Consider the following 22,278-nt stretch of genomic DNA (forward strand, 5'->3'; position numbering starts at 1 on the left):
GTGGGTGCGCATTATAGGGAGTTCCTAACTTTGATCAAGTGTTTTTTAAAGAAAACTTATAAAAAACACTTAAACGATTAAAATTCCGCCCGAAACGTTTGAAAAAACAAGAATTGTCATCATTTTTTAATCAAAATGTCATGACTTTTCGAAAAAGGAATTTAAGTATTGTACATATTTGAGAAGTTGCAAGAAATTTATTGGCGCGATCTTCATCACGCCAACATATCAAAAAGGTTAGTAAAGAAGACTATATAGTTTTCTACGGAAACTTGCCGCTGCTGCGTCACCTTCCGGTAAAGATGCTATAATATCTAAAAAGCCTTTTCTTGCTTCACCAAACGCTAAATCTTTACTCAGTACTTTAAACAGTGAGTCTAAAGCATCTTCTTTTTTTCCAGCATCAACCTGTGCTTGAGCTAACTCGCATAGTAAAGCTAAATCTTCAGGGTTTTGTTCAACAGCTTGTCTCAATCTTTTTATTTCAGGAGATTCCTGCGCCTCTTGTGCTTGGATCAGCTTAGCTTGCAAGTTATTGTAATAAGCGTCATGTTGATCTTCTGGGATCGTCGCAAGTAATGCTGCAGCATCTTCTGTTTTTTGTATTTGAATGCAAATGTCTGCAAAAACTAAATTTACTCTTGGGTTACCTCTAGCAATATCATATGCCTGCTTTGCATGTGAGTACGCAGCATTTAAATCCCCTGCTGTTAGAGATTGTTTTGCTTGATCTAGCAAAATCAATTCTGGCGAAGGTAAATGCTCGGTAAGTACTTTCGTAATTTCTTCTTTTGTTTTAGCGCCAGCCAACACATCTACGGGCGAACCTGCCTTTAACACAACTATAGTAGGTAGGGCCTGTAAACCGACTTGCTGCGCTAATTGCCCTGCTAACGCCTGTTGAAGATCACAGTCTAATGTCGCAATGGTAATGCTACTTTTATACTGTGTTGCTAATTCATCCAAAATAGCAGCTTGAGCCAAGCAATCAGGGTGCTGAGCACTATAAAAGCTCAACAATACAAGGTGGTCTGCAGAGGAAGATGATAATACCTGTTGGATATTTTCAGGCGTTAATGTAATTTTGTTTTCCATAAATGAGGCATTCTTAATTTAGATTCTAATAGCTATATAGTGTCTTGTTTGTACTTTACAAGGTAATTATCGCTAACTATTTACTTTTTCCTTTCGTATATGCTGACTTACGACGGGTTTTACGGTAACTGCCTTTCTTTTTGAAAGCACTTGTTGTTGAGATCCCTTTTAATGCGTCTGTATTAATTGTTTGAGATAGCCCCACGAGTTCCGATAGCTCATTCTGCAACGGTAACATAAACTGATTATACGAAGCCGTTTTTTGTGCAATGTTTGTTAATTGCGATTCCCACAGTGCTGTTCTATCAGGCAGTGATAGGTTATTGGGGATTGTGTTAATAAGCCCGCGTCCTAGCTCTGTGGACTTAATAGACTTTCCTTCTCTACTTAAAAAGTTCCTTTTAAATAGAAGCTCTATTATACCTGCACGTGTAGCTTCGGTTCCTAAGCCGTCTGTTTCTTTCAGCACTTTTTTAATATCACTGTCTTTTACATAACGAGCAATCCCCGTCATGGCACTTAATAATGTAGCCTCTGTATAAAAGTTTGGGGGTTGTGTATGTTTTTCCATTACTACACCATCAGTGCAGTGTAATGGTTCACCAACTTCAAGCATCGGTAGTTGCTTTTTATCCTCTGACTCTTTTTTATTTGATTGATACAAAACCTTAAAACCCATATCAATCACTGTATCTGCTTTGGCTATAAACTTACCACCAGAGATCTGTATGTGCGCTTTAGTTTGAGAATATAAGTAAGCAGGGTAAAACTGTGCTAGATACTGCCTACAGATCAACCCATAAACTTGCTGCTCATGATGACCTAGCTGCGCTGTCTTTAGATGTTTCTTTGTTGGTATGATTGCATGATGAGCTTCTACTTTTTTATCATTCCAGCATTTACTTTTTAAGCTTAAGTCCGCATTGTTGATATGTGACTGTTCTTCACCTTTGTTGTTAAGCATTGCAGCTAAAATGTCATTGCGCTCACTGTAATGATCTTTAGGTAAATATCGATTATCTGATCTAGGGTAAGTAATTAATTTATGCTTTTCATATAAGGATTGGCAGATGTCTAATACTTGCTTGGCTGACATAGCAAACCGCTTATTTGCATCGATTTGCAAAGCTGATAAGTTATATGGTAGCGGTGGATTTTGCTTTTTTGGTATTTGCTCCAGTTCAGTTAGATCTGCTGGTTTATCTTTTATTCTACTCGCTACATTCTCTGCTAGTGATTTCAATAACACCCGCTTTTCTTCATCCATGTAAGGTAAACATGCCTCACTGGGGATCCACTTAGCTTCAAACTGCTCACCAGTCTGCTTTTGAAGTATTGCTATCACTTCATAAAACGGTTTTGAGACAAAGTTTTCAATTTCTTCATCTCGGCGTACAACCAAGCCCAATACAGGTGTTTGTACCCGTCCAACTGATAGCACACCTTGAATACCTGCTTTTTGCCCTGCTAAAGTAAATGCACGAGTCAAATTCATTCCATACAACCAGTCTGCTCTTGCCCTAGCTAACGCAGAGATACTCAGAGGCATGAATTCAGTGTTAGATTTAGATTGGTTAAGCGCTTTTTTTACTGCACTGGGGTTTAAATCACTTATTAATACACGCTCAACTGATGATTTTTTTGCTTGTGAAAGTTTAGCCTCTTGGATCACTTCATCAACAAGTAGCTGACCTTCTCTATCTGGGTCTCCAGCGTGGACTAAAACACTCGCCTTTTTTATTAACCGCTTAACAGTAGATAACTGTTTTTTTGTTTTCGGTTTGGCTTTAAATTTCCACTCTGAAGGTACAATGGGTAGGTCTTGGATCAGCCACTTTTTATAACGCTCATCATAATCTTCGGGTTCAGCTTGCTCTAGCAAATGGCCAATGCACCAAGTCACGCAATCACCATTGCCTAACTCTATGAACCCATCCTGCTTTTTATGGGGTTTTGGTAGTACATCGGCAATTGCTCGCCCAAGTGAAGGTTTTTCTGCGATATAGAGCTTCATAAAGTTTATTTACTGTATATAATTACAGTTATTCTAGCCAACTCATTAAAACAAATCTAGGGTCTGCAAATAATTGCGTCTTTTACTAAATAAGAAACTTGCTATTTTTATCAATAACTGTCCGTATTAGTGTGAGTTATGTCTTCAGCAAATTTAATTGCCCATGTTTTTGCTCGACCAATTGAGTCATCATACTTGCTGCCAGTTCTACCTCATCAGCAAACTGTGATAACTCACGAGCTGCATCTGCAATACTCGTCGTATTTGTATTTACTTCTTCTGTTACCATGCTTTGCTCTTCAGCAGAAGTTGCTATTTGAGTCACTTCATGGGAGATAGTATGTAGTTCTGCCACAAGCCCTTTCATGGAGCTTGCAGCCTCCTGGCTTAAAAGTGTTGCATCACGGCCCTTGTTTACCGTATGTTCGATTATCGCTTCAGCCCCTTTAATTTCACTTTGTAAATTTTCAATCAATTTGGCAATATCATCGGTCGACGCTTGTGTTTTAGATGCTAAAGAACGTACTTCATCTGCCACCACAGCAAAACCTCTGCCCTGCTCTCCAGCTCGTGCAGCTTCTATCGCTGCATTTAATGCCAATAGGTTCGTTTGCTCTGCTATCGCTCTGATCACATCCAAGATTTGTGAAATATCATTACTGCGTTTAGCAACCTTATTAAATGCTGTCTGAGCAATCGAAACTTGATCCGCAATCTCTTCAACCTTACTCGTTGTCGAAACGATTTTGTGCTCACATTCATTGACTGTTCCAACAGCTTTATCTGTTGTAGACGCTGCTTGTTCACAAGCTCTAGCCACTTCATTCGCCGTCGCGCTAAGCTCATTAATCGCTGTCACAACACTATCGATCTCAATATGTTGGTTTGATACTTTATTTTTTATATTGATTGCGGCCTCAGTCGTAACATATGACTGCTGATACGACTGCTGGGCAAGCCCTTTTAGATCCTCGATCATGTGCCTTAATTTATTTGTAAATAGATTAAAGCCATTCGCCAAAGAGATTAATTCTGCGTGATGAGTGACATCCAGCTTATGTGTTAAGTCCCCTTCATTGGAGGCAAGATTAGAAACTCGTGATTGGATATATGAAATAGGCTTAGTGATCGTATTAATCAAGAAGATACTCAAAGCCAAAGCCACTGATACAATCACTATTCCCAGTATCAACATCCAAATCCCAAGGTCTTCAGTGGACTGATGCAACTGCTTCTCAATCATAAAGGCTGAAGATAAAACTTCTTGCTTTGGGACTTCAATAACTAAAGACCAGACCGCATTTGCCAATTGAATCTTGATTGGACTAGCAACAAAAATAGAGCTGCCAACTTCTTGATAGCCTTTATTCATATGCAAAGATGTTAGTTGCTCAGCAAGTGTACCTTCTAAAATTTCAGAGAGAGGTTTACCCAAACTATTATGATGATGACTAGCACCAGCAACCAAACCAAGTTCACTGAGTAATAGTACCTTTCCTTGTCCCTGATAAAGCTGATTTGAAAGTTCTTGCACTAACCGCTGTAAATTTGGCAAGTTGACATCCACACCAATAATCCCCTTAAATCGTCCATGTTGTGTAATAGGCACGGTCAGTGATGTCATCAGCATTTCATTGTCTTTGGAAATTTCGTATAGATACGGCTCCATAATACATGGCAATTTGCTTTCTTTTGCACATAAATACCATTCAGCCTCACGTATACCATAACGATTAAGCACTTCTGAATATTTTGCTGAAGAGGACATGACGTTATGTTGAGTAATACCCACACTATCCTGAGTAAAATACATTTCAAGTGCGCCACTTCCTAAAACCGAGTGAGCAGCATCATTAGTAAAATGAGCATCTTTTTGATCATAGGCATTTTCTTCAAAATGCACATATACAGAAGAAATATCTGGGCTTGCTTGTAAGGCACCTTTAAGCATTGATTGAATATCACTACGAGCAAGAGGAGCTGTTAATGTCGACTCTAATACACCCACCAATGTATTTGGCACACGATATGCGGAGTTTAAAAACGCAGCAATTTTCTGTGCGTAATAATCTCCTTGAGCAGTCAAGCGGGTATTAATTTCCGATAAAATTACAGATTGTATTTGCTCACTTTGTTTTTTATTTTCATCTTGTAGATGCAACCATGTTGTTATCACGAGCATTGCTATTACTGCCATTATGATCGTAATAACAAAGCACATGAGTTTGTATTTGATTGAGATTTGTCGCATAAATGACCTTGTAATTCTATTTTGACTAACCACAAGTGAGTATAAAAACGCACGAAGAGTGAACTGTTAGAAGTTGATTCTTTAATTTCTAAAATTGATTATGCTACAGAAATATTAAAGATTAATTGACAATAAGTGTTTAAATTGAAATGTGCAAGAATAAATTAATCTAGATTAATTATTAAATTAGAATATAAATATTTAAGAATCAAATGGTGGGGTAAGAAATAAAACTGGGTGCCTACACACCCAGCTAAAAATAAGGGTTTAATCTTCTTCTATTTTGTCTTTGCCTGTCGTCTTATCAGTAGAATCAATTCGGTGATGAATTGCCGACTTAATCAACATATAACCACTGATTGGCGCGGTAATAAGTAAAAACAAAGAAATTAGAATCTCTTTTAAACTAAGCCCATCACCATATTGACTGTAATGTGCCATCGCGGCAAAAAGCAAACATGCCATGCCTAAAGTGGTTGCTTTAGTCGGTCCATGTAGGCGCATGAAAAAGTCTGGCATTTTTACCAAACCGATTGAGCCTACTAGTACCAAAACCCCACCCATTAAGAGCAAAACTGAAATTACAATATCCACTTACATGGCCTCCTATTCAATAATATCGCCACGAAGCAGGTATTTACACACCGCAACCGTACTAACAAAGCCAAGTAAAGCAATTAACAACGCAGCTTCAAAATACAGCGACGTTCCCATATTCATTCCATATAGAATAATTAACGCAATGGTATTAATGTACATGGTATCCAGTGCCAAAATTCTGTCTGGGACTGATGGGCCAACGACTAAGCGCCATAAATTTAACAGTAGTGCTAAACCAATCATGGCGAATACTATTAAGATGATCGTGTCTAACATTCAAAGATCTCCTTTAAAGGCGCCTCATAGCGAGATTTAATGGTATTGATCAACGCCTGCTCATCATCCAGGTCTAATACATGGATAAGTAAGTATTTTTGACAATTTGGGTCTTCACCTTCGACGGTTTCAGGCCAAGGATAAACCTCGGCGCTAACAGTACCCGGCGTGAGTGATACCGTACTTGCCAAAATTGTAATTGGCATGGCTTCATTAAGATCGAGCGGTACCTTCACAAAACCCGGCTTCAGCTTTTTGGTTGGACCAAGAATTTTAATCGCTACTTCGATATTGGCTGTCAATATATCATATAAAACCAGCATTAAATGGCTCAATGCTCTAAATGGCCTGACGACCAGTGGCTGCTTAGTTCTGAATGGATGTGTTATCAATGGAATAACAATCGCCAAAACTAGACCTAAAATAATATGGCCAAGTGCTACAGTGTTGTTCAGCAACAGCCATACAGAAAATAATAACAAGCTCCTAAACGGCGTTGGCAACCATTTATATTTAGCTTCAAGTCTCATTTACTTGCCTCCTAATACATGTTGGATAAGGCCGTAAAAGTTATGTAGCTCAACTGCTGCAAACTGCGCATAGTCCGTTACCGGACCTGCAAAAATGACCATTAGAGGCGATGCCGCCACTAACATTAAAACAGCCACCATTTGAACAGGATGTGCCTTCTCTTCTGTATTCGCTTCACCTTTACCCGTATGATGCCAAAATACGGTACTACCCGCTTTCGAAACCGACACGAGTACTGCCAAGCTCGCTATTAGGTAAATTGGCCAAAACCAATGCCCGTGCGCAGATTCTAGAGTAGATTCTAAAATCCAGACTTTACCAATAAAACCTGACAATGGCGGCATGCCAATAACTGTGACAGCAGCAAAAATAAAGGCACCACCAAGGAACAGTGGTTGTGCAACAGGACGACCCGCTGTTATACGGTCGCTCACTTTGCCTCTTTGCTTACCCACTAGATCAGCAATTAAGAATAAAGCTGCCGAAACCAGCGTAGAATGCACTAAATAATAAATTGCTGCAGCGCTGCTATCTACAGTCTGAGCTGCAACAAGAGCAACCAATGTACCAACAGAAACGACAACTAGGTTCGCAACCATTTTGCGTAAGTCTTGACTTGCAAGCACACCGATTGCACCCATTACAATGGTTGCCAATGCTAGCCACCAAAGCCAATGTTGTGCCATGTGACTCAATTCACCAGCTTGCTCTCCAAAAATCAAAGTATATACACGCATCATTGAGTACACACCGACTTTAGTCATAATGGCGAATAGCGCAGCAACAACGGGCATAGCCGTTGAGTAGGTATTAGGCAGCCATAAATGAAGTGGCAGTAACGCGCCTTTCAATGCGAATACAACAAGCAATAATAGCCCGCCAATTTTCGCCAGATATACATCGTCACCTTGCAACTCCATGACACGAGTTGCCATATCGGCCATATTTAATGTGCCCAAAGTCCCGTATAAGATACCTAGCGCAATTAAGAACACAGACGACCCTACAAGGTTTAAAATGACATACTGCAGTGCCGCACGGGTATTGCGTTTATCTCCACCGTGCATCAGTAACGAATAAGACGCAATCAACAGTACTTCAAAGAATACGAATAAGTTAAATGCATCCCCAGTTAAGAAAGCACCATTCACACCTAAAATTAAAAAATGTAACAGGGGGTGGAAAAAACTACCTTCTTCATCATCGCCAGCACAGCTATACAAAGCACAAACTAAACCTAAAAATGATGTGAGCGATACCAACAACGTTGAAATCGGATCTGCAATTAGTACTATGCCAAATGGCGCAGACCAATCACCAATAGCGTACACTTGCGTACTGTTTGCTTTTACATAAGCCAGTAAGGACACGGATACCACCGTCGTTATCAAGCCCATAAAAACAGATACATAACGTCTAATTTTTAGGTTTTTCCCGCACGGCGGCATCAGCATAAGCACCGCCGCCAACATAGGCAGTAACACAGGTAAAGAAGTTAAATGTTGACTCATGCTTTACCCTGCTCCTTCACCTGACGAGAATTCGTTTTTGATTTATCAGGTACTACCCCATTGACGTGATCATTACCCAAATCAGCACGACCACGAATCGCTAAAATCACCACAAACGCAGTCATAGCAAAGCCAATTACAATGGCTGTTAACACTAACGCTTGTGGCAACGGATCTGCGTAACTTTCACTGTAACCAAGTACAGCGGCTTGGTTCATTGACAAACGTCCTGACGCAAACAAAAACAAGTTAACTGCGTACGAGAGCATGGTTAAACCAAGTACTACCGGAAACGTTCTTGCACGTAAAATCAAAAATACACCGCAAGCCACTAAAAGGCCCACGCATGAAGAATACAAAAGCTCCATTAAATATTCACCTCTTCTTTGGGTGCATTTGCAGTCACTTTACCAAGACTTGCTAGTATCATCAGCGTTGCGCCTACAACGGTGATGTAAACACCTAAATCAAATACTAATGCACTGGCAAGCTCAATCTCACCAATCAATGGAATATCAAAATAATCAAACCACGTAGTCAAGAAAGGTCGTCCAAATACCCAACTACCTAAACCTGATAACATCGCTATCGCAATACCTGACGCGATAATCTTTCTGTAGTTCAATGTAAATCGTTCTGCTATCCAATTTGAGCCATGTGCGATATATTGCAAAATAAAGGCAATTGCTGTGACTAGGCCTGCGATAAAGCCACCGCCAGGTAGATTGTGTCCTCTTAAGAAAATGTAGAACGACACTAATAATGCAAGCGGTAACAAGCTTTGTGAAATAGAAGCTAACAGAAGCGGATAACGCTCTTTCGCCCACGGCCTACCTTCAGAGTCACTGCCCGGCATAAACAGCGGTAAATGAATAATCAGTTTGTATATACCTAGCGCTGCAATACCCAAGACAACGATTTCTCCAAGCGTATCAAAGCCCCTAAAATCAACAAGGATAACGTTAACAACATTCGTACCACCGCCGCCTGTTTTTGCATTAGCAACGAAGAAATCAGAGATCGAGGTCAAAGGTCGTGTGATCAGGGCATAACAAATACTACCAATGATGACACCTATCGCAGATGCAATACCCAAGTCTCTTAACGTTCTAATCGAGCTAGACTCTTTTGGTGTCTTCTGCGGTAAGAAGAACAACGCGAGCATCAATAGAATAATGGTAACAACTTCGACCGTTAACTGTGTTAACGCTAGATCTGGTGCAGAGAAACGCGTAAATGCAACAGATACCATCAGACCCACGACAGATATCATTAACAACGCAACCATACGCGTACGATGCCAAATAACGGTGCCAATCGCACCAATCATTAATAAACCCGCGCCAATGCCATTGTGGATATCAACAGGCGTTAAGGCGTTTTCACCAACTAACTGGCTCATCTCAAATAATGGCCAACCTGCACTGACAAGCACAACCAACAGCATCAACATCAAATAACGCTGTAATGAACCATTCTCGATAGCACTGATTTTATTCTGACTCCAAGTCACTACAGAGTGCATGGTCTTCTCAAAACCTTTTTTGGCATTAATCGGTGGTAGAGATGCTTGGAATTGGAATAGGTATTTGCGCTGAGTATATATCAGTAAACCACCACAAACAGCAATTGCACTCATTAGCAGAGGTAAATTCAAGCCGTGCCAAATTGCGATGTAGAACTCCGGTGGCTCGCCACCTAAAACAGCGCCAGAAGCCAGTCTTAAAATTCCGTCGACAATAAAGTTCGGGAACATGCCCACAATCAAACACAGCGCCACCAAAATCTCAATAGGTACTCGCATATAACGCGGTGCTTCATGAGGCTCTTTTGGTAAATCAACCGGATCGCCATTAAAGAAAACATCGTGAATGAATCGCGCAGAATAAGCCACAGAGAAAGCAGCAGCAATAGTTGCTAAAATAGGGATAAGCCATGACATTGAACCCAGTAACTGCTGATGCAATGTTTCTGCAAAAAACATTTCTTTAGACAAGAAACCGTTTAACAACGGAACACCGGCCATCGATGCAGCTGCAACCATCGCCAATGTAGCGGTATAAGGCATAAAGCGCCACATACCATTGAGCTTACGCATGTCTCGGGTGCCTGTTTCATGATCAATGATACCGGTCGCCATGAAAAGCGACGCCTTAAACGTAGCATGGTTGATGATATGGAAAATAGCCGCGACAGTAGCAAGCTCTGTATCCAAGCCCAGTAACAAGGTAATGAGACCAAGGTGACTGATAGTCGAAAATGCCAGTAGCCCCTTTAAGTCATGTTTAAATAAAGCGATATACGCACCGACAAGCAGCGTTATCAAACCTGTCAGGCCCACTAAAATAAACCAAATTTCTGTTCCCGCCAAAGCTGGGTAAAAACGTGCAAGTAAGAAAATACCCGCTTTAACCATAGTTGCCGAGTGTAAGTAAGCACTTACAGGAGTTGGCGCAGCCATAGCGTGCGGTAGCCAGAAGTGGAAAGGAAATTGAGCTGATTTAGTAAATGCACCCAATAACACCAACACCAAAGCAACTTCGTAAAGATCGTGTGATTGAATTAACTCTCGGCTAGCAAGAATAATATCTAAATCATAACTGCCAACAATATTGCCAAGTAATAGTAAGCCAGCAAGTAACGCTAACCCACCGCCACCGGTGATAGCCAGCGCCATTTTTGCGCCTTTACGCGCTTCAGATTTGTGCCACCAGTAACTGATCAACAAGAATGAGCTAATACTGGTCAACTCCCAGAATACCCAAAGCTGCAGTACATTGTTAGACATCACAATACCAAGCATCGCTGTCATGAATAACATCAAGTACGCATAAAGCTTGGGCATTGAATCATTTTCACTCAGGTAATAACGTGCATAAAAAATAACTAATATGCCAATTCCTAAGATCATAAATACAAATAGCAGTGCCAAACCATCTAAACGGAAAGACACATCCAGATCGAGTATTGGTACCCAATCTAACGTTGCGCGAACAGCTTCCCCAGCAAACACTGCGGGAGCTAAATCAATGGCTAATAAAAGAGCCACAGTAGGAGCAATCAAGGTGATTGCAGTAGACTGATTGCGAGAGAGCTTACCTGTTAATGAAGAAAGTAAACTACCTAACAAGGATATCAATGGTATCCAAAGCAAAGTCATAAAGAAGCCTTATATCTTCGATGCCGTTCATCACTATTAAATGCACGTTATGATTACGTCATGGCGATCGTGTTCTGTTTATTTTTTACGTGCATTTTTATCACACATAACGTCTACCAGTTATACTTTATTAGTGTTTGACTTGTCTAGAGTTTCACGTACTGGCTGTGCAAATTGTAGACAAGATTAACAAACAATTCAGATCCTGTTCATAAAAGGTACGCTCATTTAACCCAGTTCAACGTGTAGCACTTAGCTCATTCAGGTAAACTTGATAATCACTAGGTCCTAATAAAGTTTTATCTAGAGACTTTAACCATAATCCTAAATATTGGTTTGACAAGTGGATTTCATGATATTCCATCTTTGATGCTGCGTACTGTGGTTTATAGGATTGAAGCAGGCCAAATTTACACGTATCACTTTGATACCAACCTGATGGTGCAGTTTTTCCCACATATAAATTAGGAGCTTTAAACCCCTGAGTTTTACAGAGCCAATTAGCTTTGCTGACAGGTACGGGATATTCATCTTCAAAATGAGCAAAATGCATCAGTTCATGGATAAACAGTTCAAGCTCACTTTTGTGATGCAAACGCATGACGCCATTGTACACGTTAGCTAAACCTTGCTCTTCCGTCATAATCACCAAATGCCTTGCCTGTAATACCGCACTTTTTTGTACCAACGGCTTGATATCACATTGAATGAATACTGATGCATGACTGTTGCACTGTGTTATATCGCCGATATAAAGCGGCTCTGATAAGCAATAGGGTAAAACATCGGATAGCACACTTTGAGCGTACTGAGCCTTCAGCCGCTTAAGTTGCTCAAGCCCACTCAAGGTTTCTGCTAATAACAAGATTGTATGCTCACAATCATTTGCTCGCATTTGCTCATCCAATATTGAGAATCCCATGTGCCTAATACTGTCTCTATTTAATACATCAACAGCACGGCCTAACCCCATTGCACTAATAGAAGCATACGGTTCTATATGCCCAACTCGCGCTTGCACTCGTTCCATGGCATGAAAGCGTTTTTTTTCCTGCAATAATGCCAGCAAGCGGGTGTGTGAAGAAGTCGGTGCTTTGCGCCAATATTGTTCAAACAACAACCAGGCCTGCTCGTTTCTGCCAAGCCCAAATAACCGAATACTCCACTCAAAAGCAAAAGCCGCGTAACCTGAGCGACGTAACGTTAAAACTTGCTTATCGCTGAGCCGCTCAGGTATCTTCGTCAGTGTCAAATAGGCTTGGCTCAACGGGTTGTATGCTTGAGCAGCTTGGGCTACCAAATGAGGGAGTTGGGTGATAATCGATTCGTGTCGAAATAACGTTTGCTGACTGCTACTTGGCACAGCCAGCAAAATAAAGGCAATGCCAGTAAGATACTGACGAAACATCATTTAGCTGGTGCTGGCTCGCAACAAGGCTTCTCTGAGTAAGCGCAGCTCTAACTTAGCATATTTATGCTCGACAAACTCATATACGTTAGTGGCTAACGTTAGCCTAAAATACTCTGCCGCCTGTATAAAGCGCCCTGCACTGAGGTGTATTTTAGCGATATAAAAGTATGCTTCACAAAGTCTTTGAGCATACTCCTCTTGTGACTGAGCACCTATTGCAATCCCTGCAAGAAACTGTTCTTCACTTAATTGATTTAGATAAAACTGTACGATTTGGGTGGACCAAGTATCCTTATCCAGTTGCAAACTATTTTGATTTAACTGCGTCTTTGCAGCAACAGGATCTAGTGCACTGTGGGCTATATACAGCCATAGCATTCTGTAGGCATCATCCGGCGCGCTGGATAAGAAACGCTCGAAATCATCTACCGCAAGTTCCGCTCTTCCGCCATAATAAAGGGCAATACCACGATTTAAATACGCATACTCATAGCTGGAATCAAGCTCTAGCACTGAGTCAAAGCTTTCGTACGCCTCTGTGAATTCTTGGCGCAAGGTGTGATGTATTCCCAAAAAATTATAGGTTTCAGCTAAATCCGGCTTCAATTTCAAAGCGCGGTTAAAGTCAACTTGCGCTAGCTGAGGCAAGCCTAAGCTATCATATAGTTTACCACGAATGTGGTACAACTCGGCTCTTTGGTTGCGAGTCAATTCTGCACTGTTTAATAACTCACTGTATCTAGCCACTTCAATTTGAGCTCGAGGATCTGGCTGTAAGGGCTCAGTAAATGGTACTGGTAACACTGATTGTAGCATTTCTTGAACGCTATCTTGCTGTGAACTCTGACAGCCCATTAAGCTCAATCCTAGCAGTGGTAATAATAAAAATCTCAAGGTATATCCCTCTTTGGGCCAGATAATTGATTGTGTCAGCCATTAAAACACAAAAAAAGGGGCCATTCAGCCCCTTTTAACGAAACTTATTGTTTCTTTACAAAAAATTACTCACCTTTTGGCGCTTGCTCTGCAGCAGGCTCCGAAGGCTCAAGCGCTTCTTTGATGCTCAGGCGTACACGGCCTTGACGATCAACTTCTAGCACTTTTACTTTAACTTCTTGACCTACCTTCAGGTGATCAGACACGTTATTAACACGCTCTTTGCTGATTTGAGAAATATGTACAAGGCCATCTTTACCCGGTAGTACATTTACAAACGCACCAAAGTCAACGATGCGGTTTACTTTACCGTTGTAGATAGTGCCAACTTCTAGCTCAGCTGTTAGTGCTTCAATACGTGCAATCGCTTCTTTAGCGCTATTACCGTTGGTTGCAGCAATCTTAACAGTACCGTCATCTTCGATTTCGATCGTTGTGTCAGTTTCTTCAGTTAGCTGACGGATTGTTGCACCACCTTTACCGATTACGTCTGCAATCTTCTTCGGTGGAATGTTCATCGTGTAAATACGCGGAGCGAATTCAGAAAGTTCTTGTGAAGGCGCAGCAATTGCTTGATCCATCACACTAAGGATGTGCATACGCGCCGCTTTAGCTTGGCTAAGTGCGATTTGCATGATTTCTTTAGTGATGCCTTCAATCTTGATATCCATCTGAAGTGCAGTAACACCAGCGCTGCTACCTGCTACTTTAAAGTCCATGTCACCTAGGTGGTCTTCATCACCTAAGATATCTGAAAGAACAACGAACTCTTCGCCTTCTTTAACTAGACCCATTGCGATACCAGCAACAGAAGCTTTAACAGGCACACCTGCGTCCATCAGAGCCAAAGAAGTACCACATACAGATGCCATTGAAGATGAACCATTTGACTCAGTGATTTCAGATACAACACGTACTGAGTAAGGGAATTCTTCTAAGCTTGGCATTACCGCTTGAACACCACGCTTTGCAAGGTTACCGTGGCCGATTTCACGACGCTTTGGAGAACCGATGAAACCAGTTTCACCTACACAGAATGGAGGGAAGTTATAGTGAAGCATGAAGTGATGCTTATGCGTACCAACTAGATCATCCATCATCTGTGCATCACGTTCAGTACCTAAAGTAGCAGTTACTAATGCCTGAGTTTCACCACGTGTGAAAATTGATGAACCGTGTGTACGTGGAAGTACACCAGTCATTACGTCAAGTGCACGTACCATATCTGGTTCACGACCATCGATACGTTTCTCACCTGCAATGATACGACCACGAACAATTTTCTTCTCTAGAGAGCTGAATAGCTTACCAACTTCTTGTTCGTCTAGTTCTTCGCCTTCAGCAAGCTCAGCAGTTAGTTTTTCAAATACTTCTGCTTTTGCTTCAGATAGCGATTCTTTACGTGCTACTTTGTCAGTAATAAGGTAAGCCGTGCCTACTTTTTCTTCTGCAATTGCAGCGACTTTGTCTGCTAGTGCAACGTTTTTCTCAGGTGCAGTCCAATCCCAAGCAGGTTTACCAGCATCAGCTTTGAACTCTTCAATTGCTTTGATGATAGCTTGAGACTGATCGTGACCGTATACAACAGCACCTAGCATCTCTTCTTCAGTTAAGATTTCAGCTTCTGATTCAACCATCAGTACTGCATTTTCAGTACCCGCTACCACTAGATCTAGCTTGCTTTCAGCTAACTCAGTTACAGTTGGGTTAAGTACGTATTGACCATTGATGTAACCAACACGCGCTGCACCGATAGGACCATTGAATGGTACACCAGAAATTGCTAGTGCTGCAGAAGTACCGATCAACGCAACCATATCAGGCTGGATTTCTGGATCAGATGAAACAACTGTCGCGATAACTTGTACTTCGTTCACGAAACCGTCTGGGAATAGTGGACGAATTGGACGGTCAATTAGACGTGCTGTTAGTGTTTCTGAATCAGAAGGACGACCTTCACGCTTCAAGAAACCACCAGGGATACGGCCAGCTGCGTACATTTTTTCTTGGTAGTTAACCGTAAGAGGGAAGAAGTCCTGACCAGGCGCTGCTTCACGCTTACCAACAACAGTCACTAGTACTGATGTGTCACCGATGCTTGCTAAAACCGCACCGTCAGCCTGACGTGCGATTGCACCTGTTTCCAGAGTCACTGTGTGTTGACCTAACTGGAATTCTTTAATTATTGCTTGCACAAAAATATTCCTTAAAAAATATATTAAAACGCCAACAACAACCAATTACAGTCTTAAATAGAACAGCCAAAATTACTGGCTACTCATAGAGTTCTACTTAAGCACTACAATTGGCAGAAGTATCGGCGCTTGCTCAGCACTATGCATGAGCGAGGGTAAGTATACTGCTAGTACACGCACAAAAAAAGGGGCGAATTCGCCCCTTTTGTATTGTCGGATAAAAATCCAACAATTCATCAAATTCTTAGCGACGTAGGCCAAGCTCTTTGATCAACGCAGCGTAACGCTCAACGTTCTTACCTTTAAGGTAGTCAAGAAGGTTACGACGTTGGCTAACTTTACGTAGTAGACCACGACGAGAGTGGAAGTCGTGTTTGTGGTCAGCAAAGTGGCCTTGTAGTTTGTTGATATCAGCAGTTAGAAGTGCAACTTGAACTTCTGGAGAACCAGTGTCGCCTTCTGCGCGTGCGAATTTTGCTACGATTTCTGCTTTTTCTTTGTTGCTTAGTGACATAATAAACTCCAATTTAAATAAATTTAATGCTTTAGCCGATCACTAATTCAGCCAAAGCGACAAAGCGGCGGCATTGTATCAGTAATTAATGCCGCTGACAAAATTATTGTGCACTTGAAAGTGCTCTTTTTGCCTTTAGATGGCCATGTTTGTTACGCTCACCAATACCGATAAACGTCTCTTCAGCCATCACCTTAATAACCCCCTCAGGTACTTCCCCAACAACCACTGTCTGTCCGTGGCTAAAAGCAATACCTTGCTCTTTGGTTAGAGTAATCGTCGGTAAATCGACCAGAGCGGTATCCATCGGAAGTAATAAATCATCAATGTAAGTAGATGGCTCAACACCTTCTGCTTTAGCTTGTTGTAACTTTTCTTCTAGCGCTTCGATGGTGATCATCTTTTCGGCTGGATAGTGACCAACGCCACTGCGATGCAACATGATAACATGGGCACCACACCCTAGCTTCTCACCTAAATCATCAACGATGGTACGAATATAAGTACCTTTTGAGACATGCACTGTCATCTGGATCTGCTGACGCTCAACGTCATATTCATCCAGTGTAATACTATATACGTTTATTTTGCGACATTTGCGCGGCACTTCAATGCCTTCACGTGCATACTTATATAAAGGCTGGCCTTGGTATTTAAGTGCAGAATACATCGATGGATATTGGTCCGACTCACCTAAAAAGCTCGCAACTTCCTGCTCTAACTGCTGTTGCGTAATTTCAACCGGACGAGTTTCAACAATTTCGCCATCAGAATCCGATGTAGTTGTACGCTCACCTAATTGTGCACGAACAACGTAGGTTTTATCAGTATCCAATAAAAACTGCGTAAACTTTGTTGCTTCACCAAAGCAGATAGGAAGCATTCCAGTTGCAAGCGGGTCTAACGCACCAGTGTGACCTGCTTTTTGTGCAAAGTAGATACCTTTAGCCTGTTGCAAAGCTTTGTTGGATGAGATCCCTTGTGGCTTGTGTAAAAGTACAATGCCATCAACTGGGCGACCTTTACTACGACGGGCCATTACTCTTCACCACCTTCAGCTGAATCATTATCTTCACCGCGCTTTTCTTTATCAGTGCGGATCACTTCATCAACCAAGTTAGAAATACGCATACCTTCCATTAGTGAGTTATCAAGTACAAATCTTAACTCTGGCATAATACGGGCGCGGATACGTTTACCAAGCAATGAACGGATATAGCCCGTTGCATCATTCAGAATTGTTAGGTTTTGCTTAGTATCCTCATCGCTTTTACTGCTTAAAACAGTTACAAAGATTTTTGCGTAGGATAAATCACGAGATACTTCAACTGCTGATACAGTCACCATACCTAATCTTGGATCTTTTATTTCTCGTTGCAAAATAACCGCAATTTCTTTTTGAATTTGCTGTGCAACGCGATCTGTACGAGAAAATTCTCTCATTGTCACCACTTAATTTAAACTATTGATTTTTATAATATAAAAACCCAAAAAACACAAACACAAATGGGGGCGAATGCCCCCATTTCAAGGTTTAGACCCTGTGAGAATTACAGTGAACGCTGTACTTCAACAGTTTCGAATACCTCAATTTGATCGCCAACTTTAACGTCGTTGTAGTTCTTAACGCCGATACCACATTCCATACCGTTACGAACTTCTTGTACGTCATCTTTAAAGCGACGAAGTGACTCAAGCTCACCTTCGTAGATAACCACGTTTTCACGTAGTACACGAATTGGCGCGCTACGCTTAACGATACCTTCAGTTACCATACAACCAGCAACAGCACCAATCTTAGGCGACTTGAACACGTCACGTACTTCAGCAAGACCAATGATCTCTTGTTTGAATTCAGGCGCAAGCATACCTGCCATTGCTTGTTTCACTTCTTCGATCAGGTCGTAAATAACGCTGTAGTAACGAAGGTCAAGGTTTTCAGCTTCAATTACTTTACGCGCAGATGCATCAGCACGTACGTTGAAACCAACGATGATAGCATTTGAAGCCGCTGCAAGTGTTGCATCAGTTTCAGTGATACCACCTACACCGCTACCTACAATCTTCACTTTTACTTCGTCTGTAGACAACTTAGTTAGTGAATCAGAAATTGCTTCAATTGAACCTTGAACGTCTGCTTTAAGTACAACGTTAACTTCAGAGATATCGCCGTCAGTCATGTTAGTGAACATGTTTTCAAGCTTCGCTTTCTGCTGACGTGCAAGCTTCACTTCACGGAACTTGCCTTGACGATATAGAGCAACTTCACGTGCTTTACGCTCGTCTTTAACAACCGTTGCTTCATCACCTGCCGCAGGTACACCTGAAAGACCTAAGATCTCTACAGGGATTGAAGGGCCAGCTTGTGAAATTTCTTTGCCGTTTTCGTCTCTCATTGCACGAACACGACCGTACTCAAGACCACAAAGAACGATGTTACCTTGCTCAAGCGTACCGCCCTGTACAAGTACAGTAGCAACTGGACCACGACCTTTATCTAGACGAGATTCAATTACAACACCTTGTGCCATGCCTTCTTGAGGCGCTGTAAGCTCTAATAGCTCAGCTTGCATCAAGATCGCTTCAAGTAAGTCGTCAATACCTAGACCTGTTTTCGCTGAGATATGAACAAACTGCGTGTCACCACCCCACTCTTCTGGAATAACATCCAATTGAGCAAGTTCGTTTTTAACACGATCAGGGTCAATGCCCTCTTTATCCATTTTATTTACAGCGATGATAAGCGGTACTTCAGCAGCTTTTGCGTGCTGTACAGCTTCTTTAGTCTGCGGCATTACACCATCATCAGCAGCTACAACTAGTACAACGATATCCGTTGCTTTTGCACCACGTGCACGCATTGATGTAAACGCTGCGTGTCCCGGAGTATCAAGGAACGTGATCATGTTGCCGTCAGTTTCAACATGGTATGCACCAATGTGCTGTGTGATACCGCCCGCTTCGCCATCGGCTACTTTCGCTTTACGAATATAATCTAGCGTTGATGTCTTACCATGGTCAACGTGACCCATTACAGTAACAACCGGTGCACGTGGACCAACACTTTCGTTGTCACTGCGGTCATTAAGTACTTTCTCTTCAAGTTCATTCTCTTTAACAAGAACAACTTTATGACCCATTTCCTCTGCAACATACTGTGCAGTTTCTTGGTCAATAACCTGGTTAATCGTTACCATTTCACCAAGCTTCATCAGTGTTTTAACTACTTCAGCACCTTTCACAGCCATGCGTGATGCAAGCTCAGATACGGTGATTGTTTCACTGATGCGCACTTCTTGTTTAACTTCTGCCGCAGGCTTTTGGAAACCGTGCTGAAGAGAAGTAGGCGCTTTAAGCTTGCCTTTTTTACCACGTGACTGTGCGTTATTTTCGCCTTTAGCCTGTGGCTTTTTCTTTTTCTTACGACGTGCACTTTTTTCTTCACGTGCATCAGATTCATCTTCTGCTTCACGTGCGTATGTAGAAGTCGTCATGTGGTGATCTGCAGAAGCTTCGCGACGTTTGCGCTCTTCTTCTTCAGCTTTCCAGCGTGCTTCATTCTCTTCCGCTAGACGACGAGCTTCTTCTGCTTGACGTTTTGCTTCTTCTTCAGCTTTTTTCACAGCTGCTGCTTCTGCTTCTGTACGAAGACGTTCTGCTTCGATTTTCTCTTGCTCTTGTTGGGCGCTATCCACTTCTTTACTCTGCTGTTCTTTCGCTTGACGTTCTGCTTCTGCTTTACGTTTGGCTTCTTCTTTAGCTTTGCGCTCAGCTTCCTCTTTGGCTTTTCGCTCTGCCTCCTGTTGGGCGTTGCGTTCAGCTTCTTCTTTCGCTCGTTGCTCAGCTTCTTGTTGAGCTTTCAATTCTGCTTCTTTGCGCGCAGCTTCCTCTGCAGCTAAGCGTTCTTGCTCTTTTTGCTGCTCGATTGCGCTCTTTTTAACGTAAGTGCGCTTTTTACGTACTTCTACCTGAACCGATTTAGCTTTACCAGTCGAACCAGTAACACTTAATGTACTCTTGCTTTTACGCTGAAGAGTCATGCGCTCAGGGCCGTCTGAACCTGTACCACCATGTTGCTTGCTCAAGTGATCAAGTAACTTGGCTTTTTCAGATTCACTTACCTGATCGCCTTTGGCTTTGGTGATCCCTGCATCTGTTAACTGCTGTAGTAATTTATCGACAGTTGTACCAATGTTCTCGGCTAGTTTCTCTATGCTCACTTCTGCCATGCTATGCGTTACCTCCCGTTAATAAACTACTCTTCACTAAACCAGCAAATGTTACGTGCAGCCATAATAAAGTCGCCCGCTTGCTGTTCAGATAATTCAGTGATCTCAACTAATTCGTCGATACCCTGTTCTGCTAAATCTTCAAGGGTGATAACGCCTTTGCTCGCCATCACAAACGCTAAGTGACGATCTAAACCTTCAAGGTCTAGTAAGTCTTGAGCAGGCTCAGCACCTTCCAAAGACTCTTCATCACGAAGTGCTTTAGTTGTTAAAGCATCTTTTGCACGTTTACGTAACTCTTCAACTGTGTCTTCGTCTAATCCCTGAATTTCAAGGAATTCAGCAACTGGAACATATGCAACTTCTTCAAGTGTTGAGAAGCCTTCGTTGATTAAGAACTCTGCAAAGTCGTCATCAATATCTAAATTGTCCGTAAATAAACTGATCAGTTTGTCAGATTCTTCTGCGTTTTTACGCTCCATATCTTCAACTGTCATTACGTTCAATTCCCAACCAGTTAACTGGCTAGCAAGACGAACGTTTTGTCCGTTACGACCAATTGCCTGTGCTAGGTTGTCTGCTTCAACGGCGATTTCCATCGTGCGAGAATCTTCATCCATCACAATAGAAGCAACTTCTGCTGGCGCCATCGCATTAATGACAAACTGAGCTGGGTTGTCGTCATATAATACTATATCAACACGCTCTCCGCCTAGCTCTGTAGAAACGGCCTGTACACGTGCACCACGCATACCTACACACGCACCTACAGGGTCTATACGCTTATCATTTGATTTAACAGCAATTTTTGCACGTGAACCAGGATCACGAGCAGCACCTTTAAGCTCGATCATCTCTTCACCAATTTCAGGTACCTCGATGCGGAATAATTCCATTAGCATCTCTGGCTTAGAACGTGTTACAAATAACTGCGCACCACGTGCTTCAGGCTTTACTTCATAAAGTAAACCACGAACACGGTCACCTGGACGGAAGCTTTCACGTGGTAACATATCTTCGCGGTAGATAACAGCTTCAGCGTTGTTACCAAGATCAATCACAACAGTATCTCGTGACGCCTTTTTAACTACACCTGTAACCAACTCACCCTTTTGATCTTTATATGCATCAACCACTAAAGCACGCTCAGCCTCACGTACTTTTTGTACGATTACTTGCTTCGCCATCTGAGTTGTAATGCGGTCAAATTGAATAGATTCAATTTGCTCTTCTACATAATCACCAAGTTGTAATTCTGGCTCTTCTACTTGAGCTGCTTCAATAGTAATTTCAGAATATGGATTTTCTAATGAACCATCTTCTAGCGGCTCTGCTACCTGCCAACGACGGAATGTGTCATATTCACCCGTTTTTCTATCGATAGAAACACGTACTTCAATTTCACCGTCATGTTTTTTCTTTGTGGCAGTCGCCAGTGCGAACTCTAACGCCTCAAAAATTTTCTCTCTTGGGACTGCTTTTTCATTGGATACAGCTTCTGCAACCAACAAGATCTCTTTTGCCATAGGTTTTGCCTCGCTTGCCCTGGTCCTTC

17 protein-coding genes are annotated in these 22,278 nt (G+C 41.9%); all 17 read right to left on the minus strand.

Features of this window, described 5'->3' with window-relative positions; translation table 11 throughout:
• Positions 1-237: 237 nt before the first annotated feature.
• The 17 genes from N473_RS08295 to nusA all read right to left on the minus strand — a co-directional run bounded on the left by N473_RS08295 (position 238) and on the right by nusA (position 22,249).
• Positions 238-1,095 (minus strand): tetratricopeptide repeat protein, encoded by an 858-nt coding sequence (locus N473_RS08295; protein WP_063367508.1) that lies wholly within the window; start codon positions 1,093-1,095, stop codon positions 238-240.
• Between the two features lie 76 nt (positions 1,096-1,171).
• Positions 1,172-3,109: a DNA topoisomerase III gene (locus N473_RS08300; RefSeq protein WP_063367509.1), complete on the minus strand. Its 1,938-nt coding sequence runs from the start codon at positions 3,107-3,109 to the stop codon at positions 1,172-1,174.
• A 136-nt stretch (positions 3,110-3,245) separates the two neighbouring features.
• Positions 3,246-5,306, minus strand: a complete 2,061-nt coding sequence (locus tag N473_RS08305) for a methyl-accepting chemotaxis protein (RefSeq protein ID WP_231099541.1) — start codon at positions 5,304-5,306, stop codon at positions 3,246-3,248.
• Positions 5,307-5,627: 321 nt separating this feature from the next.
• Positions 5,628-5,954, minus strand: coding sequence for a Na+/H+ antiporter subunit G (locus tag N473_RS08310; RefSeq protein WP_268747841.1), 327 nt, complete (start codon positions 5,952-5,954; stop codon positions 5,628-5,630).
• 12 nt (positions 5,955-5,966) lie between these two features.
• Positions 5,967-6,236, minus strand: a complete 270-nt coding sequence (locus N473_RS08315) for a K+/H+ antiporter subunit F (protein WP_023397675.1) — start codon at positions 6,234-6,236, stop codon at positions 5,967-5,969.
• Positions 6,230-6,766: a Na+/H+ antiporter subunit E gene (locus tag N473_RS08320; RefSeq protein ID WP_039611530.1), complete on the minus strand. Its 537-nt coding sequence runs from the start codon at positions 6,764-6,766 to the stop codon at positions 6,230-6,232. The genes N473_RS08315 and N473_RS08320 overlap by 7 nt, the downstream gene beginning before the upstream one ends.
• Entirely contained in the window at positions 6,767-8,278 is a 1,512-nt protein-coding gene (locus tag N473_RS08325; RefSeq protein WP_063367511.1) for a monovalent cation/H+ antiporter subunit D, read from the minus strand. It lies immediately after the preceding gene.
• Positions 8,275-8,646 (minus strand): Na+/H+ antiporter subunit C, encoded by a 372-nt coding sequence (locus N473_RS08330; protein WP_046356586.1) that lies wholly within the window; start codon positions 8,644-8,646, stop codon positions 8,275-8,277. Before N473_RS08330 ends, N473_RS08325 begins: the two co-directional genes overlap by 4 nt.
• A complete protein-coding gene (locus N473_RS08335; protein ID WP_063367512.1) occupies positions 8,646-11,438 on the minus strand; it encodes a monovalent cation/H+ antiporter subunit A in 2,793 nt (930 codons plus the stop codon). The genes N473_RS08330 and N473_RS08335 overlap by 1 nt, the downstream gene beginning before the upstream one ends.
• A 238-nt stretch (positions 11,439-11,676) precedes the next feature.
• Positions 11,677-12,849: a hypothetical protein gene (locus N473_RS08340; protein WP_063367513.1), complete on the minus strand. Its 1,173-nt coding sequence runs from the start codon at positions 12,847-12,849 to the stop codon at positions 11,677-11,679.
• On the minus strand, positions 12,850-13,743 hold the full coding sequence (nlpI, locus tag N473_RS08345) for a lipoprotein NlpI (RefSeq protein ID WP_231099542.1): 894 nt from the start codon (positions 13,741-13,743) through the stop codon (positions 12,850-12,852).
• 107 nt (positions 13,744-13,850) lie between these two features.
• Positions 13,851-15,980, minus strand: a complete 2,130-nt coding sequence (pnp, locus tag N473_RS08350; RefSeq protein ID WP_063367515.1) for a polyribonucleotide nucleotidyltransferase — start codon at positions 15,978-15,980, stop codon at positions 13,851-13,853.
• 244 nt (positions 15,981-16,224) lie between these two features.
• On the minus strand, positions 16,225-16,494 hold the full coding sequence (gene rpsO / locus N473_RS08355; RefSeq protein ID WP_036975065.1) for a 30S ribosomal protein S15: 270 nt from the start codon (positions 16,492-16,494) through the stop codon (positions 16,225-16,227).
• 103 nt (positions 16,495-16,597) lie between these two features.
• The gene (gene truB, locus N473_RS08360; protein ID WP_063367516.1) at positions 16,598-17,533 is read right to left on the minus strand and encodes a tRNA pseudouridine(55) synthase TruB; all 936 of its coding nucleotides are present in this window, start codon (positions 17,531-17,533) and stop codon (positions 16,598-16,600) included.
• The gene (gene rbfA / locus N473_RS08365) at positions 17,533-17,937 is read right to left on the minus strand and encodes a 30S ribosome-binding factor RbfA (RefSeq protein ID WP_063367517.1); all 405 of its coding nucleotides are present in this window, start codon (positions 17,935-17,937) and stop codon (positions 17,533-17,535) included. The genes truB and rbfA overlap by 1 nt, the downstream gene beginning before the upstream one ends.
• 107 nt (positions 17,938-18,044) lie before the next feature.
• On the minus strand, positions 18,045-20,723 hold the full coding sequence (infB, locus tag N473_RS08370) for a translation initiation factor IF-2 (RefSeq protein WP_063367518.1): 2,679 nt from the start codon (positions 20,721-20,723) through the stop codon (positions 18,045-18,047).
• A 26-nt stretch (positions 20,724-20,749) separates the two neighbouring features.
• Positions 20,750-22,249 (minus strand): transcription termination factor NusA, encoded by a 1,500-nt coding sequence (gene nusA, locus N473_RS08375; RefSeq protein WP_039611539.1) that lies wholly within the window; start codon positions 22,247-22,249, stop codon positions 20,750-20,752.
• Positions 22,250-22,278: the final 29 nt, after the last annotated feature.

It is taken from the genome of Pseudoalteromonas luteoviolacea CPMOR-1 (genome assembly GCF_001625685.1).
Taxonomy (GTDB): Bacteria; Pseudomonadota; Gammaproteobacteria; order Enterobacterales; family Alteromonadaceae; genus Pseudoalteromonas; species Pseudoalteromonas luteoviolacea_K.